This window comes from Sulfurimonas sp. HSL-1656, from assembly GCF_039645585.1.
GTDB lineage: Bacteria > Campylobacterota > Campylobacteria > Campylobacterales > Sulfurimonadaceae > Thiomicrolovo > Thiomicrolovo subterrani.
On the sequence record NZ_CP147915.1, the window covers coordinates 128,082 to 143,529 of the forward strand.

Here is a 15,448-nt window from a genome sequence, read left to right on the forward strand (position 1 = left end):
CGATCCGCTTTTAGCCGAATCGGCTATAATATGGCAAAAACGGAATCCCCATGCAGAACCTATTCGATGAAGTAGACTCCCTGGACAGACGCTGTTATAACAGCTACGGACTCAGCGAAGAGCTGCTGATGGAGCATGCCGCCGAAGCGATGGCAGTTGCAGTCAGGGGCCGTTTTGCCGCCGGCAGCCGCGTCGTCATCGTCTGCGGCCCCGGCAACAACGGCGCCGACGGCCTCGCCCTTGCCCGATTGCTGCACGGCACCTACGGGGTGGAGGTCGTGCTGCCGCTGGAGGTGAAGTCGCCGATGGCCAGGGTGCAGTTCGAACGGCTGGAGAAGCTGGGCGTACCCGTGGTCAATGCGATCACCCCCTGCGACGTCCTGGTCGACGCGCTCTTCGGCAGCGGTCTGGGACGGCCGCTTGGGAGCGGGATCATCGGTATGATCAAGCTGATGAACGCCATGAGTGCGTTCAAACTCGCCTGCGACATGCCGACGGGCCTGCGCACGGGAGGCGGTTGCGATACGGCGGTTTTCCGTGCCGATCTGACGGTGACGATGGGGGCGCTCAAGCGCGGCATGTTCAGCGACGGGGCCAAAAATGCGGTGGGCGAGATCACCGTGGCCGAGCTGGGCGTTTCACGTGCGCTGTACGAGCGGGAGAGCAACTGGAAACTGCTGGAGCGCAGTGACCTGCGGCTGCCGCTGCGCGACGAACCGGACGTGCACAAGGGGAGTTTCGGGCATCTCGGCATCGTCTGCGGCGAAAAGAGCGGGGCGGCCGTCATCGCCGGTAAAGCGGCGCTGCGTTTCGGTGCCGGACTGGTGACCCTGCTCTCCAACGAAGAGGTCGCCATCCCCTATGAGCTGATGCAGTCGCACCTCCGCCCCGCAACGGTCAACGCCGTCGCCATCGGGATGGGGCTGGGGCAGGAGTTCGCCGAACAGGAGCTCAGAGAACGGATCGACGATGACATCCCTCTGGTCTGCGATGCGGATATCTTCGCACACCCGATGCTGGGGGAACTCCTGAAACGCAAACGCATCGTCCTCACCCCGCATCCCAAAGAGTTCACCACCCTGCTGAGCCGCACGGGGATCGCCACTACCGATGTGCGCGGTCTGCAGCTGGACCGCTTCGGCTTTGTCGAGGCCTTCTGCCGCGCCTACCCCGACGCGGTGCTGCTGCTCAAAGGTGCCAACGTCATTATCGGGCAGGGGGATCGGTTCTATGTCAACCCGCACGGTACAAACGCTCTGGCCAAAGGGGGAAGCGGTGACGTCCTCTCGGGCCTTGTCGGGGCCCTGCTGGCACAGGGGTATACACCGCTGGACGCTGCCGTCCATGCCTCTCTGGCGCATACCGAAGCCGCCGCGCGTTTTGAAAAACAGCCCTACGCGCTGACGCCGGACGATCTCATCGAAGGGGTCTGCCGCCTATGAAGCCGCGCGTTGTTATTTTGTTCAGCGGGGAGGGGACTAACCTCCAGAAACTGCTGGAAACTCTCCCCTCTCACGGCATTGAGATCGCTGCTGCGATTACGAACCGGCCGCAGGCCCCCGGCATAAAGCGGGCGGAAGCGTTCGGGGTTCCGGTGGAGGTGATCGACCATACGCTTTATGAGAGCCGCGAAGCGTTCGATGCCGTGCTGGTCGAGCGGATAGAACAATACACTCCCCACCTGACGGTGACGGCGGGCTTTATGCGCATTCTGACCCCCGTATTCACCGACCGCGTCCATGCCGTCAACATCCACCCCTCGCTGCTGCCGAAATACAAGGGGGCACGGGCGATCGAACAGGCTTACGAGAGCGGTGACACCGTCTGCGGCGTCAGTGTGCACTGGGTGACGGGGGAGCTCGACGGGGGTACCGTCATTGCGCAGGCCTCGTTTGAACGGACGGAAGAGATGGATGCAGATGCTTTCGAAGCAGCCATTCACGCCCTTGAGTACGAACTGCTTCCCCGGACCATTGCGGAACTGCTGGGCGGCGGGGATGGATTAGAGGCTTCTGTTAGGGCTTTAGCGTAAGATACGTCATAGATTAGCTGTGTTATAACCCGGCATCATTATGGAGAGAGAATATGAGCGATACACTGAAAATCGGAAAATATGAGTTCAACAGCCGCCTGATCGTGGGCAGCGGGAAGTACAAAGATTTCGAAACGACGAAGGAAGCGACACTGGCGTCGGGGTCGGAGCTGATCACTGTTGCCGTGCGCCGTCTGAACATTACAGACCCGAACAAGGAGAACCTGCGCGATACCTTCAAAGGGACAGGCGTACAGTTCCTGCCCAACTCCGCGGGGTGTACGACGGCCGAGGAGGCGATCACGACCTTCCGCCTGACCCGCGAAGCGACGGGCATCGACTTGATCAAGCTCGAGGTCATCGGCGATACGCAAAAGACCCTCTACCCCGACGTCCTCGAGACGATCAAGGCGTGCGAAGTCCTGGCCAAGGACGGCTTTACGATCATGGCCTACACCTCCGATGACCCGATCATGGCCAAGCGCCTCGAAGATGCGGGTGCGCATGCCGTCATGCCGCTGGCGGCGCCCATCGGTTCAGGCCTGGGGATCCAGAACCGCTACAACGTCGTATTCGTCCGCGAAGCGGTCAGCGTTCCGGTCATCGTCGATGCCGGGATCGGCTGCGCGTCCGATGCGGCGGCGGCGATGGAACTGGGGGCGGAAGGGGTCCTTACCAACACGGCGATCGCCCAGGCGAATGACCCGATGACGATGGCGGTGGCGATGAAGCATGCCGTCATGGCGGGCCGCATGAGCTACCTCGCCGGGCGTATCCCGAAACGTCCTTACGCGACGGCGTCATCCCCGATCGACGGGATGATCCAGTTCTAAGGGAACTACAGTCCTCCTCCACGCGTCAGTATATCTTTCTACATCTCTGTTCCCCTTCTTTTTTGCGCATACAAAAAAGAAGCCGAACCGGGAAGAAAAAAGTATGAAGAGGCTGCCGCGCCGTATAACTTCCTAAATGCCTTTTAAATATCACAGCTGTGTTGGGTGTTCCATGGGGGCCAGTCAGCCGTAATGCATTCTGTCTGTCACTATCTTCCCTGTGTGAGGTAGGGCAGGCACTGCCGTGCGATGGAGTGCTCCTCGTCCGTGGGGATAACGTGCAGTTGGCTTTGGCTGCCTTCGGCGTGGAATGCGCCTCCCTCCTCCGTCAGATTCTCATTTTTCATCTTATCGGTCTCGATGCCCAGGATATGCAGCCCTTTGCAGACGGCATGGCGCACGGCGGCACTGTGTTCGCCGATGCCGCCGGTAAAGACGACGGCGTCCACGCGGTCGAGCAGTACGGCGTAGGATCCGATATATTTACGGATGCGGCGGACGAAGAGTTCGAAGGCAAGCAGGGCCTCGGGATCTTCCTCGCGCATCCGGTTTTCGATATCGCGCATGTCGTTGGTGCCGGCAATGCCTTTGAGCCCGCATTCACGGTTGAGGAGGGTGTCGAGCGCTTCCGCACCCATCCCCGTTTCGCGCGACAGGTAGGCGAGCAGGCCGGGGTCGATATCGCCGCTGCGCGTTCCCATGACGAGCCCTTCAAGCGGGGTGAATCCCATCGAGGTATCGATGCTGCGGCCGTTGCGGATGGCGCAGGCGCTGGCCCCGTTGCCCAGGTGCAGGGTGATAAGGTTGACGGCGTCGAGGGATTTGCCCATCCGCGCCGCGCATTCGGCGGCGACGTAAGCGTGGGAGGTACCGTGAAAGCCGTAGCGCCGGACGGAGAGCTCCCTGTAGAAACGCGCCGGCAGGGCGTAGCGGAAGGCGGCGGGGGGCATGGTATGGTGAAATGCCGTGTCGAAGACCGCGATCTGCGGGACATGGGGGGCAAGGGCGCGCATGGCCCTTATCCCCTTCGCGTTGGCCGGGTTGTGCAGGGGGGCCAGCGGGCTGAGGGCTTCGATGGCTTCCAGGACCTTGTCGTCGATGCGCACGGGACCGCTGAACCGTTCGCCGCCGTGCACGACCCGGTGGCCTATACCCTCAAGGGCGTCGAAACTGTCGATGAACCCGTTATCGATCAGCAGGTCGCGGACCGCGGCAAGTGCGGCGTCGTGGTCCGCGACGGGGAGGTCGAGGCGGACGTGCTCCTGGCATCCGTGCAGGATGGCATGGGCATCCTCCCGGCCGATATTTTCCACGAGGCCCGAGACGATCACCTGTTCCGAGCGCATCTCAAACAGTTTGAACTTCACCGACGAACTGCCGGCGTTGATGACGAGGATCTTCACGAGAGGCTCTCCTGCGCCTGGATGGCGGTAATGGCGACGGTGTTGACGATGTCGGCGACGCTGCAGCCGCGGCTGAGATCGTTGACGGGACGGTTCAGCCCCTGCAGCACGGGGCCGACGGCGACGGCGCCCGCGGAGCGCTGGACCGCCTTGTAGGTGTTGTTGCCGGTGTTCAGGTCGGGGAAGATGAAGACGGTCGCCTGCCCCGCCACCGCACTGCCGGGCATCTTCTGCGCCCCGACCTCCGGGTCGATGGCCGCGTCGTACTGGATGGGCCCGTCCACCGCGAGGTCGGGACGTTTTTCACGGACGAGTTTTGTCGCTTCGCGCACTTTCTCGACGTCGCTGCCCACCCCGGAGTTCCCGGTGGAGTAGGAGAGCATCGCCACGCGCGCTTCGATGCCGAAACGCAGGGCCGTTTCCGCCGACGCGATCGCGATCTCGGCCAGCTGCGCCGCATCGGGGTCCGGGTTGACGGCGCAGTCGGCATAGACGAGGACCCGGGTGTCGAAGCACATGAAAAAGCAGCTCGACACCAGGCTCTGCCCCGGGGCCGTTTTGATCGTCTGCAGGGCCGGAAGGATGGTCTCACGGGTCGTATGCGTCGCCCCGCTGACCATCCCGTCGCAGGCTCCCTCCGCCACCATCATCGTGGCAAAGAGGGTGGCGTTGCCCAGGGCGTCATAGGCCGCTTCGAGGCTGACCCCTTTGTGCGCGCGGAGTCTGGCGTAGGCTTTGGCGAGGTGCCGCTTCTGCTGTTCATCGTCCGGGTCGACAATGGTGGCTCCGCGCAGGTCGAGCCCCAGGGCAGCCGCGCGGGCCGCGATCGTCTCGGCTTTCCCCAGCAGTACGATGCCGACGGCCCGCCGCCGCAGCAGGATGTCGGCGGCCCGGAGGATACGGTCGTCGGAGGTTTCGGGCAGGATGATCGTCTTGCGGTCGGCCGCGGCCCGGGCAAAGAGACGGTGCTCGAACATGGCCGGGGTGACGATCCCGGCTGAGGCCGCGGCCAGCTTGGCTTCGATCAGGCCCGCGTCGACATTCTGGTTGAAGACCCCCAATGCAGTGGCGATCTTCTTGGGGGCTGCGGCATCGATGCGGGCGGGGAAGGCGCGGACCATCTGGACGGCTTCGATCGTCTCCTTGGGGAGATACAGCAGCGGGATCTGCATGGCGTCAAGCCCTCTGAGCAGTTCAATGATGCTTTCCGCGGGAGGCGTTTCACCCGTCAGGAGGACGGCACTGACGGCAGGGTAGTTTCCGGCGTAGTTGGCCGCCGTGGCCCCGAGGATGATGTCGGCACGGTCCGAAGGGGTGATGATGAGGTCATTGGGGCGGATATGTGTCAGGAAGTGCTCCAGATGCATGGCGGCGACGCGCGGCTGGTCGATAAGGCGGTGCAGCTGTTCGTCGGTACCGATCAGCACCTCCGCGCCGATACCTTCGGCGAGCTGGAGGACATTGGGACGGTCAAGGGTCGTCACTTCAGGCAGCAGTACAACCGGTTCGGGGATCTCCGGGCAGATGTTCTGGTCCCGGCGGTGGTTTTCGTAGAGCGCGGCGTCGCAGCGGTTTGCAAAGAGCATCATGAGCGAGATGCCCTGTTTTTTGATGGCGTAGCTCCAGAGCCGCAGTGCTTCTTTCAGCCCCGTTTCGTCCATCCCGCGGGCCGGGACGACGCCCACGACGGGCGCCGAAAGGTTTTTGGCGATCTCGACGTTGAGGTCGAAGTCGATCAGCTGAGCGAGCGATTCGTTCACCACGCCCTGGCAGAGGACGAAGTCGTACGCTTCCAGGAGGGCGTCATGCCGTTCGATGATTGTCTCCATCAACCGGTCGGTCTTCCCTTCGGAGAGCAGGGTCTCCGCCTCGGAGACGGTCAGGCCGACGGCACTCTCGTAGGGCTGTTCCAGGGCAAAATGGCTGAGGATGGTCCGGGTATCGGGGTCTTCGCCGGCGGCATCGGGAATCAGCGGGCGGAAAAAGGCGACCCGGCCGTGCAGGCGCAACAGCAGTTCCGTCATGCCGAGCGCCACTAGGATGCTGCCGGCATTTCGGGTTTTGGAGACAATGTAGAGCGAGCGTGCGGTTTCGGCATTCATAGCGGTAATTTACCATAAAACTGTTAGTCCTTCATTACCAGCTGGGGTATAATGTGAGCAGAAACGACAAGGAGACAGTTATGAAACGGTGGATCCGGCGCATTCTGGTCGGCGTAGTCTCGGTTTATCTGCTGGCGGCGCTTTTCGCCGTCCCTTACGTGATACGCACGAAAGTGCCGGAACTGGTAGGGGAAATGACCGGGGGGACGCTGGAGATCGACGGGGCCCAGTTCAACCCTTTCATCCTCGACCTGACGGTGGAGGGCATTCGTTTTGCCGACCCCGAGGGGGCACCGCTGGCGAGCCTGCGGCGCCTGGACGTCAATGTCGATGTACTTCACCTGTTGTGGGGAGAGATCTCCGTCGAATATTTCGGGCTGCGGGGATTGCGGCTCTCCATTGTGCAGGAGCAGGGCGGCGGGTTCAATTTCGACTGGCTGACGCACCTGGGCAGCGCCGACACGGCACAGACGCCCCCGGCGGAGGCGAACGGCACGGCTATGCCCTCCTTGCGCCTGGAGACGTTCGAGCTGGAAGACGGCGGGATCACTTTTACCGACCTCTCCCGCCCCGTGCCGCTGCAGCTGGATTTCTCACCCATCGGCCTTGATCTGCACGATATCGATACGGGGGGCGGCGGCGATAACGAGCTGCACCTCTTCGCCCATACGGAGGGAGGCGGTCTGCTCGACGTCAAGAGCCGCGTGCACACCTTTGAACCCTTTGCCATCTCGGGAACGGTCGATTACGATGCCGGACGGCTCTATGACGCCTGGCACTTCCTGCGCGAGATCAGCGCCCTGGAGGTGGCGGACGGCCGGATGGAGCTGCACTTTACCTATGACGTCAACCTGGCGGAGCTGAATGCGACTACCGTCGACGACCTGCGCTTTGCCCTCAACCGCCTTCGCGTCAAACCCAAGGCGGAAAACGCGGATGTGCTGCGGGTGGCATCGCTGACGGTCGAAGGGGGACCGATCCGGCCGTTCGCGCAGTTCGGCCGCATCGACACGGCGGAGATCGACGGCCTTTATGTCGATCTGAAGCGCCACAAAGACGGCAGCCTCAACTGGGCGCACTATTTCCCCAAGTCGGATGAATCAAACGTTTCCGCCGCACCGGCCGCGGACACAACGGCGACAGCTTCCACCCCGTGGGATCTGCTCATCAACCGCGTGACGCTGCGGCAGATCAGGGGACGTTTCGACGACAGCAGCGTCCGCCCGGCCGTGCACCTTGCGCTGGACGATTTCAACCTGACGGCGCGCCGCGTCAGCGCGCTCCCGGCCACGCCGCTTGCCTACGACGCGGCACTGCAGCTCAACAAAACGATGCGCTGCCGGGCGGAGGGGAGGCTTTCGCATACGCCGCTGGACGCAACCGCCCTGGCATCGTGCGGCGGACTGGATGTGACCTGGTTCAACCCTTACATCGATGCCGCCGCCGATGCCGCGCTGGCACGGCATGACGTGGTGCTGCGCAGCGCCGTACTGGGCGTGGCCGCGGATGTCGCTGCCCGGGAAACGAACGCGTCGGTCGCCGTCACCGTCAACGACGCCAATGCAACGCTGCAGTCGCTGCTGCTGACGCCCAAAGGTTCGAAACGGCAGCTTGTCGCCTTCGATGCACTTGCCGTCACGGGGGTGACCGCGTCGACGGCGGCGAAGCAGGCCGGGGTCGGGCGGATCGTACTTGAGAAGCCGCAGGTGAATCTGCGGCGGGAGCGCGACGGCAGTATCGACGTGGCGCGGCTGGTCAAAGCGAAACCGGCTGCACCGGCCAAACGCGGTACCGCCCAAAAGGCGCAGCAGGCGGAGACGCCCTGGAGTGCCGCCATCGATAAGATCCAGGTCCGCAGCGGTGGCGCTTCCTTCCGCGATGCCGCCATCGCTCGCACGACCACGACGCGCTTACAGCGTTTTGACCTGGACGTGAACGGCGTGACCACGGACCCCTCCCGCGCCATCGGCCTGCAGGGCAGCTTCCGCATCAACGGTGACGGGCGGGTACGTGCGAAAGGGTCGCTTGTGCCGGAACCGCTGAAGGCGACGACCGATTTCAGCGTGTCGGGGCTGCGCCTGAAACCCTTCAGCCCCTACGTGGAAGAGGGGATGTTCATCCGGCTCGCCGACGGGCGTGTCGGCCTGAAGGGGCAGACCCGCTACCGCCCGTCGAAGCGGGCGGCGGACCTGCGGCTGCGCGGCGACTTTACCCTGAACGACCTTCTGGTCAACGATACCCGCGACGGGACGCCGCTCGTTTCGATGAAGACGCTGGAGGCGAAGAAGCTGCTTTTTGAACTCTCTCCCGACCAGTTCTATGTCGATAACGTGACGATGGGCGGCTTCTTCAGCTCGATCCTGATCGATGCGAACAAAACACTGAATCTTGCGACGCTCGTTCGCCCTTCGGAAAAAGCTGCGACGCCGAAACAGGCCGGCAAACCGGCCGAAGCGGCCAAGCAGCCTTTCCCCGTCCGTATCATGAAGTTTACGCTCTATAACGGGGCCGTGCACTTTGCCGATGAGTCGCTTCCACTCCCGTTCGACACGCAGATCCATGATGTTAACGGCGAGGTGCTGGGGATCTCGACGCTGCCCGAAGACACGACCTACCTGCAGCTGGCGGGGGAGATCGACGAGTACGGTGCCGCCAAGGCCGAAGGGAGCCTCAATACGGGCGATCCGAAGGCTTTCACGGACATCGGGGTCAACTTCCGCAACATCGAGCTGAAATCCTACACCCCCTATTCGGGCAAGTTCGTCGGCCGGGCGATCGACAGCGGAAAGCTTTCGGTGACGCTGCGCTACCGGATCGTCAGGGGTGCGATGCAGGGGGACAACGGGATGGTCATCAACAAGATCATGCTTGGCGATACCATCGAAAGCAACGATTCGGTGAGCCTGCCGCTTGATTTTGCCATCGCCCTGCTCGAGGACCGCGACGGCGTCATCGATATCGACATGCCGGTCGAGGGGGATGTGAACAACCCGGAATTCAAATGGGGCAAGGTGGTCTGGAAGGCCTTTGTCAACCTGCTGACCAAGGCGGTCACGGCACCTTTTGACCTGATCGGTTCCATGCTGGGTATCAAAGGCGACGACCTTAAAGAGATCGTTTTCGCAGCAGGATCGCCGGCGGTCGACGCCGTGGCACGGGAACGGCTCGATATGCTGGCCAAGGTGTTGATCAAACGTCCGAAACTCGCCATGACGGTACAGGGGACGTACGACCCGAAAACGGATGACTATGAACTGAAGAAACAGGCGCTGACCCGCGAGGTGCTGGTGCACAGCGGCGAGGATGCCGCGTCGACGGAGGATGCCCTCGTGCCCGGCCTGCTTGAGCCAATCTATGAGGCGCGGTTTGGCAAAGAGGCACTCGAAGCCCTTGAAGAGACGATTGATGAGATGGACCTCGATCGTGCGACGCGAAAACGCCTCTACCGTCAGCGGATGATCGCTGCGCTGATCGAGAGCCAGCCGCTGCCCGACGGGGCACTGGAGGCATTAGCACGTGCCCGTGCGGAAGCGATACGCAGCTATATGATCACCACACACGGCATGGAAACGGGCCGGATCACGGAGCGTGATCCGGAAAGCCTCAGCGGCGAGAAGGGCGAGGTGCCGTCGCACATCGGCCTTGACGCGGCAAAATAGATTATGGTAGAGTCGAAACATGATAAACGGAAGCAGTGACCCGGTTCTGATCCTGGAACATTTTTTGGACAAACTCGTCGAGAAAGAGGGAAGTGACCTCTTTGTCAAAAGCGGCGCCGTCGTGACGGCACGGATCGAGGGGGACCTCACCCCGCTGACGGCCGAGACGCTCAGCGACTCGAAAGTCGAGGCGATCGCCCGCCACATCCTCGGGGCGCAGTACGAGACCTTCGAACAGCAGTTCGAGTACGACACGATGTACGTGCTCAACGCCGAAAGCCGCTTCCGGGTGAACCTCTTCTGGCACCTGGACGGGATCGCGATGGTGTTCCGCCTTGTGCCGCTGGAGATCAAGACGCTCGAGGCGCTCAACCTCCCCGAGCAGCTTCACCGGCTGACAAAACTGGAGCGGGGCCTGGTGCTTGTCACCGGAACGACCGGCAGCGGCAAATCGACGACGCTGGCGTCGCTCATCGAAGAGATCAACCGGGAGCGACGCAAGCACATCATCACGATCGAGGACCCGGTCGAATTCGTCCATATCGACAAGAGAAGCGTGATCGAGCAGCGCAACGTCGGGCTGCATACCAAGGGCTTCAACCAGGCGCTGCGGGCGGCGATGCGGGAGAACCCCGATATCATTATGGTCGGGGAGATGCGTGACATCGAAACGGCGGAAAACGTCCTGCAGGCGGTCAATACCGGCCACCTCGTCTTTTCGACCCTGCATACCCTCGATGCCAAGGAGACGATCGACCGCCTCATCGCGATCTTCCCGCCGTTTGAACAGGAACGGGTCCGCCTGAACCTTGCGAGCAACCTCGAAGCGGTGGTCTCCCAGCGCCTGATCCACGACAAGAACGGCGGGCTCGTCCCGGCCTGCGAGATGCTGTTCCGATCGCCGATGGCATCGCATCTGATCCGTACCAAGCGGGATTTCGAACTCAACGATGTGATGGAAAACGAGCATTCGCACTTTGGTTCGACGACGTTCAACCAGGCCCTTTTCGAACTCTGTCTGAACGACGTCATCTCCGAGGAGGTGGCTTACAGCCAGAGCGGCAGCCCGACCGACCTGCAGCTGATGTTCGCCCAGAGCAGCGAGTACCAGAAAAAGATCGGGAATACGCTCGAGAACATCAAGGATGAAGTGGGTCTGAAGCAGCCGCCGCCGCTCGTGGAACCGGAGTAGGCTTGGAACAGTTCCTAGCACTTTTTACGCCGCAGCCCGGCTACAAAATCCTCGACATCACCGCCCATACGGATGCCCTCACGGAGGCACTGCTGCAGCGGCTGGGCCCGGTGCACGGGCGTCTGGCGCTGGCCGAGTACCCGGGGGAGCATCTGCCGCTGCCGGAGGGGACGGGGGCGACGCTTCAGCGCCAAAGCGTCCCCGATTTTGCCAAACCCTTCCGCGCCCTGCCGCGGGATAACGACATCGTCTTTATCCGCGACGTCCTGCACCGCCACAGCCAGCCCGAACGCATCCTGCGCGCCATCTACACGACCCTGGCCAACGCCGCGGAGGTGATTATCGTCACGGAGGCCGGAGCAGCCGATACCGAGGCACAGCTTGCACTCCTGGAAAAGGCCGATTTCCGTGCCGGCAACGTCATCGATGATGTCGCCGAAGGGGTGACGGTCGTCATGGGGAAAAAGATGCACATGTGGGGGAACGGGCTCTGATGCCGCGTTTTGACGATGCGCTGCACCAAAGCGTGCGCAGCGAAGACGGTTCGAATACCGCCTATTCGGTCGAGTACGGCGAGCACTACCACTCCACGAAGGACGGCGCGCTGACAGAGTCGCTGCAAAAGCATGTCATCCCCGCCTTTTCCTGTTTTGAGACGGCACCGTCGCTGCGCATCCTCGACATCTGTTTCGGGCTGGGGTTCAATACGCTCGCAACGCTTTACTATATGCGGGAGCAGGGGATCGGCAAAAAGATCGAGATCGTCTCCCCCGAGCTGGACGAGACACTCGTGCGTTCACTGGACACCTTTGAATACCCGGAGATCTTCCGTCCCTTTCTGCCGATCATCGCATCCATCAGCCAGACGGGAAGCTATGAAGATGAACGGGTAAAGATCACGGTGCTTTTCGGCGACGCGCGCGAAACGCTGCCGACCCTGACGGAGCCCTTCGACATCGTCTACCAGGATGCGTTCAGCCCGGAGCACAACCCGATCCTCTGGACTTCCGAATATTTTGCCGAGCTGGCGCGCCTGACCCATGATACAAGCGTCATTACGACCTATTCGACGGCCCTTCGGACCCGACTGGCCCTCTATGAGAACGGTTTCAACGTCTACCTGAACAAGGGTGAGGGGTTCCGCGACGCAACGGTGGCATGTAAAAGTGGACAGCCGCGTTTCGAGAAGGTCGATATGGCGCATAAGATCGCCTGCAATCCGGATGTCAAAAGCCTGCGGGATGCCGATCTGGTTTGAATGGTTTGTGTTTAGAAAGATTTTTTGTTTGGGAAAAGTTTGATGATGGTGCGCTCGAGAGGACTTGAACCTCCACGGCCGTTAAGCCACTAGAACCTGAATCTAGCGTGTCTACCAATTCCACCACGAACGCACATTGGTATTTAAAAGAGAGCGTAATTATACGCTATATTCCTTAAAATAAACAAAAATCAAAACACCCTTTTTGCGGCAGTTTTCTCTTTGGACCCGTATACATAAATCATCTGCGTAAAAAATATTCAGAACCGTTTTGGTTATATAGGGCATATGGTTTACAATCTGACTATGAAAATTTTAGTTTTTGCGTTATTGCTGATCGTCTCTATTGTGCACGCCGAGCAGAAGAAGACGCATCTGCAGCTCCCTTACACGAAAGCGATGGCCCTGCTTGAGGGGATCCGGCAGGATGCCATCGTACTGGGAGAGGGGAGTACGGATGTGTATGTCTTCGTCGATCCGCTTTGCCCCCATTCGCGCAAATTTATCAGGATGGTCTCGCAAAATGCGCAGATGCTTTCGAAATACAGGTATTACATCTACCTCTACAGCATCCCGCGCCTGAACTCCGAGCGGACGGTCTCGGCCATTTTTAGCTCTGAACGGCCGGCGGAAACCCTCTTGAAAGTCATGGTCGGGCAGGAACCGCACGAGGCGGATGTGACCGGTCCGACGCAGAAACGGGTCGACGAGATCGCGGCCGTCGCCCGTGAAATGGATGTCTACAAGCGTCCGTATCTTATAGTGGCACTGCGCCCCTAGCGAGGCAATATGTATTATCAAACCCCGGATGTTACCAGGTATGTCGATGTAGTAACCCGCTACAGGGGCTACATTATTGCCGCCTACCTCCTGCTTTTTTTCGCGGTGCTGTCGCTCTATCACCCCAAAGTCCTCTCCTCGGACGCGATGTTCTGGCTGAAGGATTCGGCCGAACTGCACCGGAGCGAAGCGAACCGTTATACCCCCCATCTCCTCTCCAAGCTGACGGTCCATGTCGATGCCTTCGATGAAAAGACCCGGGAGGCGCTCCACAGGCTCAATGAAAGCCTGGAAGGGCTGAAGGGGGTGGATGAGGTCTACTCGCTCTTCAGCAAGGAGCAGAGTGCGATCGGCGGTGCATCCGAGATGGTGGGCGTCGTCAGTACCGGAGAGCTGGATACCTACCGTCTGACGCGGCTGGTCAAGGAGGCGTTCAACGCCTACGGGAACGTCGTCGATCCCGATTTCAGGACGTTCCGTTTCTTTATCAGCGCGCAGGCCCCCGTTGCGATCGACGGCCTGGCGATCCCGGGGACCTACAGTTATTCGGCGACGCCCGAGCGTGTCGACTGGGCGGAACTGCTGCGCTACGGCGGGATACTGCTGCTGACCATCTTCCTCGTCTTCAGAGGACTCTTCAAGAACTATATCGCCGCGGCCAGCGCAACGGTCGTGATCACCCTCAGTACCCTTTTTACCTTCGCGCTGATCTATGTGCTGACGGGAATAGACGCCGTTCATATGACGATGCCTTTCATCACGATCAGTATCGTGCTCGTGGACTTTCTCTTTTTCTATTACCGCTGGCATGTTTCCCAGTACAAGATCGACAAACGCAACGCGCTGATCAAGATGCTCAACCGCAGCTCCGCGCCGGCGCTCTGGACTTCCGTCATTACGACCCTCGGGCTGGGGAGCCTGCTCTTTATCGATTCGGATATTATCCGGCTGCTCTGTCTGGGGGTGATTTTCTCCTCCATCGTCGGCTACGTCATCAACCTGACCTTCCTGCCGGCGCTGCTGAGCTATTTCGAGCTGGAACACGCCCATATCCCCTACGCGAAGATGGGCTATTTTTTCGCGTCGAGCGAGCTGCACTACAACCGGAAGTTTCTCCACCTTTTTTTGGGGGCGACCTTCGGGCTCATGGTGCTGGGCGGTTCGATGATCTACGGCGAAAGCAGCCGCTTTTTCAACCTCAACGTCGTCAATGACCAGATCCAGCTCAAGATCCCCTATGCGCGGATCGATCTCGAACTTATCGGCTCCATCGACCGTTTTACGGAGGCGTTGGAAGAGAAATTCGAAGACAGCCTGGGCGAGGTCGTCTCCCTCGCGTCGATCGTCGAGAACCTCAATGACGCCAACTCCCAGACGGACACGCTCGATGACGAGGCACTGATGCAGGCGCTTTTCTACCTCGATCTTTACGGGATGCGGGAGCGTTACTACGATGAGGACGCGGTTAACATCCGCATCAACCTCTTTGATGTCGACAAACTGGAACTCATCGACTGGCTGTCGCATTACAGCGCCCTGGAGATCTTCTTCGTGGACAAGGAGACGCTGCTCGACAGCGCGAAATTCAACAAGACGCTGCTGCTGTCAACATCGCTGTTTTCGGCCCTGCTCGTTATCGGGTTCATCACAGGGTGGATTTTCCGCTCCGTGCCGATGGTTTTTGTCGGATTCGTCGTCAACGCGGTGCCCATTGCCTGGTTCGGGCTGCTGGTGCGGCTGCTCGACGTGCCACTGAGCCTGGAGATGCTGATTGCCATGACGATTGCCGTCGGGCTTGCGTCGGACGCGACGATCCACTTCGCGTACAAGTATTTCCGGGCACGCTATTTCGGCCGGAGCCAGAAGCATGCGCTGGAGAAGATGTATTTCTATTCGGGCATCCCGGTGATTATCGGCTCTGTGGTGCTGATTGCCGTTTTTGCGGCACTCTATCTCTCAACCGTGGAGTCGCTGCAGCTCATCGGCCTCTACAGTGCCGTGCTCGTTTTTATCTCGCTGCTGACGGACCTGTTCGTGTTGCCGGTGATGCTGCTCTATATCGACCGGTTCGATCGGGGCATATAAGGGAGGTCGCGCTCTTCGGGGCATTTTGATGCAGTATTGCAGGCTACTTTTCCTGTTTGTGGTTTGGGTACGGGTTTGGATTGATTAAGGATCGGGCGGTGCAG

At 60.6% G+C, this 15,448-nt stretch carries 11 protein-coding genes and 1 tRNA gene; 9 read left to right on the plus strand and 3 right to left on the minus strand.

Annotated elements, in window-relative coordinates; all coding sequences use genetic code 11:
* Positions 1 to 50 precede the first annotated feature (50 nt).
* The 3 genes from WCX49_RS00670 to WCX49_RS00680 are packed head-to-tail and all read left to right on the plus strand — an operon-like array spanning position 51 to position 2,865.
* Entirely contained in the window at positions 51 to 1,442 is a 1,392-nt protein-coding gene (locus WCX49_RS00670) for an NAD(P)H-hydrate dehydratase (RefSeq protein WP_345985661.1), read from the plus strand.
* Positions 1,439 to 2,032, plus strand: coding sequence for a phosphoribosylglycinamide formyltransferase (purN, locus tag WCX49_RS00675; protein ID WP_345985662.1), 594 nt, complete (start codon positions 1,439 to 1,441; stop codon positions 2,030 to 2,032). Before WCX49_RS00670 ends, purN begins: the two co-directional genes overlap by 4 nt.
* A 53-nt stretch (positions 2,033 to 2,085) precedes the next feature.
* Positions 2,086 to 2,865, plus strand: a complete 780-nt coding sequence (locus WCX49_RS00680) for a thiazole synthase (protein WP_345985663.1) — start codon at positions 2,086 to 2,088, stop codon at positions 2,863 to 2,865.
* Positions 2,866 to 3,074: 209 nt separating this feature from the next.
* Here the strand turns inward: WCX49_RS00680 and WCX49_RS00685 are convergent, their stop codons facing one another.
* Positions 3,075 to 4,268: an acetate kinase gene (locus WCX49_RS00685; RefSeq protein WP_345985664.1), complete on the minus strand. Its 1,194-nt coding sequence runs from the start codon at positions 4,266 to 4,268 to the stop codon at positions 3,075 to 3,077.
* Entirely contained in the window at positions 4,265 to 6,370 is a 2,106-nt protein-coding gene (pta, locus tag WCX49_RS00690) for a phosphate acetyltransferase (RefSeq protein ID WP_345985665.1), read from the minus strand. The genes WCX49_RS00685 and pta overlap by 4 nt, the downstream gene beginning before the upstream one ends.
* A gap of 80 nt (positions 6,371 to 6,450) precedes the next feature.
* Here pta and WCX49_RS00695 point away from each other — a divergent pair, with 80 nt between their 5' ends.
* From WCX49_RS00695 to WCX49_RS00710, 4 genes are read left to right on the plus strand one after another with little or no spacing between them, the layout of a single operon-like run.
* Entirely contained in the window at positions 6,451 to 10,029 is a 3,579-nt protein-coding gene (locus WCX49_RS00695) for a DUF748 domain-containing protein (RefSeq protein WP_345985666.1), read from the plus strand.
* A gap of 19 nt (positions 10,030 to 10,048) precedes the next feature.
* Positions 10,049 to 11,221: a PilT/PilU family type 4a pilus ATPase gene (locus WCX49_RS00700; RefSeq protein ID WP_345985667.1), complete on the plus strand. Its 1,173-nt coding sequence runs from the start codon at positions 10,049 to 10,051 to the stop codon at positions 11,219 to 11,221.
* A 2-nt stretch (positions 11,222 to 11,223) separates the two neighbouring features.
* The gene (locus tag WCX49_RS00705; protein WP_345985668.1) at positions 11,224 to 11,715 is read left to right on the plus strand and encodes a hypothetical protein; all 492 of its coding nucleotides are present in this window, start codon (positions 11,224 to 11,226) and stop codon (positions 11,713 to 11,715) included.
* On the plus strand, positions 11,715 to 12,479 hold the full coding sequence (locus tag WCX49_RS00710; protein WP_345985669.1) for an MnmC family methyltransferase: 765 nt from the start codon (positions 11,715 to 11,717) through the stop codon (positions 12,477 to 12,479). Before WCX49_RS00705 ends, WCX49_RS00710 begins: the two co-directional genes overlap by 1 nt.
* A 46-nt stretch (positions 12,480 to 12,525) precedes the next feature.
* Here the strand turns inward: WCX49_RS00710 and WCX49_RS00715 are convergent.
* Positions 12,526 to 12,612, minus strand: a tRNA-Leu gene (locus WCX49_RS00715).
* A 173-nt stretch (positions 12,613 to 12,785) separates the two neighbouring features.
* Here WCX49_RS00715 and WCX49_RS00720 point away from each other — a divergent pair.
* Positions 12,786 to 13,259, plus strand: a complete 474-nt coding sequence (locus tag WCX49_RS00720; RefSeq protein ID WP_345985670.1) for a hypothetical protein — start codon at positions 12,786 to 12,788, stop codon at positions 13,257 to 13,259.
* Positions 13,260 to 13,268: 9 nt separating this feature from the next.
* A complete protein-coding gene (locus tag WCX49_RS00725; RefSeq protein WP_345985671.1) occupies positions 13,269 to 15,344 on the plus strand; it encodes a hypothetical protein in 2,076 nt (691 codons plus the stop codon).
* Positions 15,345 to 15,448: the final 104 nt, after the last annotated feature.

Bases quoted from the DNA above. Each gene is read 5' to 3' on its own strand.
- WCX49_RS00670 (WP_345985661.1), top strand. From the start codon at position 51: ATGCAGAACCTATTCGATGAAGTAGACTCCCTGGACAGACGCTGTTAT.
- WCX49_RS00710 (WP_345985669.1), top strand. From the start codon at position 11,715: ATGCCGCGTTTTGACGATGCGCTGCACCAAAGCGTGCGCAGCGAAGAC.
- WCX49_RS00700 (WP_345985667.1), top strand. From the start codon at position 10,049: ATGATAAACGGAAGCAGTGACCCGGTTCTGATCCTGGAACATTTTTTG.
- pta (WP_345985665.1), bottom strand. From the start codon at position 6,370: ATGAATGCCGAAACCGCACGCTCGCTCTACATTGTCTCCAAAACCCGA.
- purN (WP_345985662.1), top strand. From the start codon at position 1,439: ATGAAGCCGCGCGTTGTTATTTTGTTCAGCGGGGAGGGGACTAACCTC.
- WCX49_RS00695 (WP_345985666.1), top strand. From the start codon at position 6,451: ATGAAACGGTGGATCCGGCGCATTCTGGTCGGCGTAGTCTCGGTTTAT.
- WCX49_RS00680 (WP_345985663.1), top strand. From the start codon at position 2,086: ATGAGCGATACACTGAAAATCGGAAAATATGAGTTCAACAGCCGCCTG.
- WCX49_RS00725 (WP_345985671.1), top strand. From the start codon at position 13,269: ATGTATTATCAAACCCCGGATGTTACCAGGTATGTCGATGTAGTAACC.
- WCX49_RS00720 (WP_345985670.1), top strand. From the start codon at position 12,786: ATGAAAATTTTAGTTTTTGCGTTATTGCTGATCGTCTCTATTGTGCAC.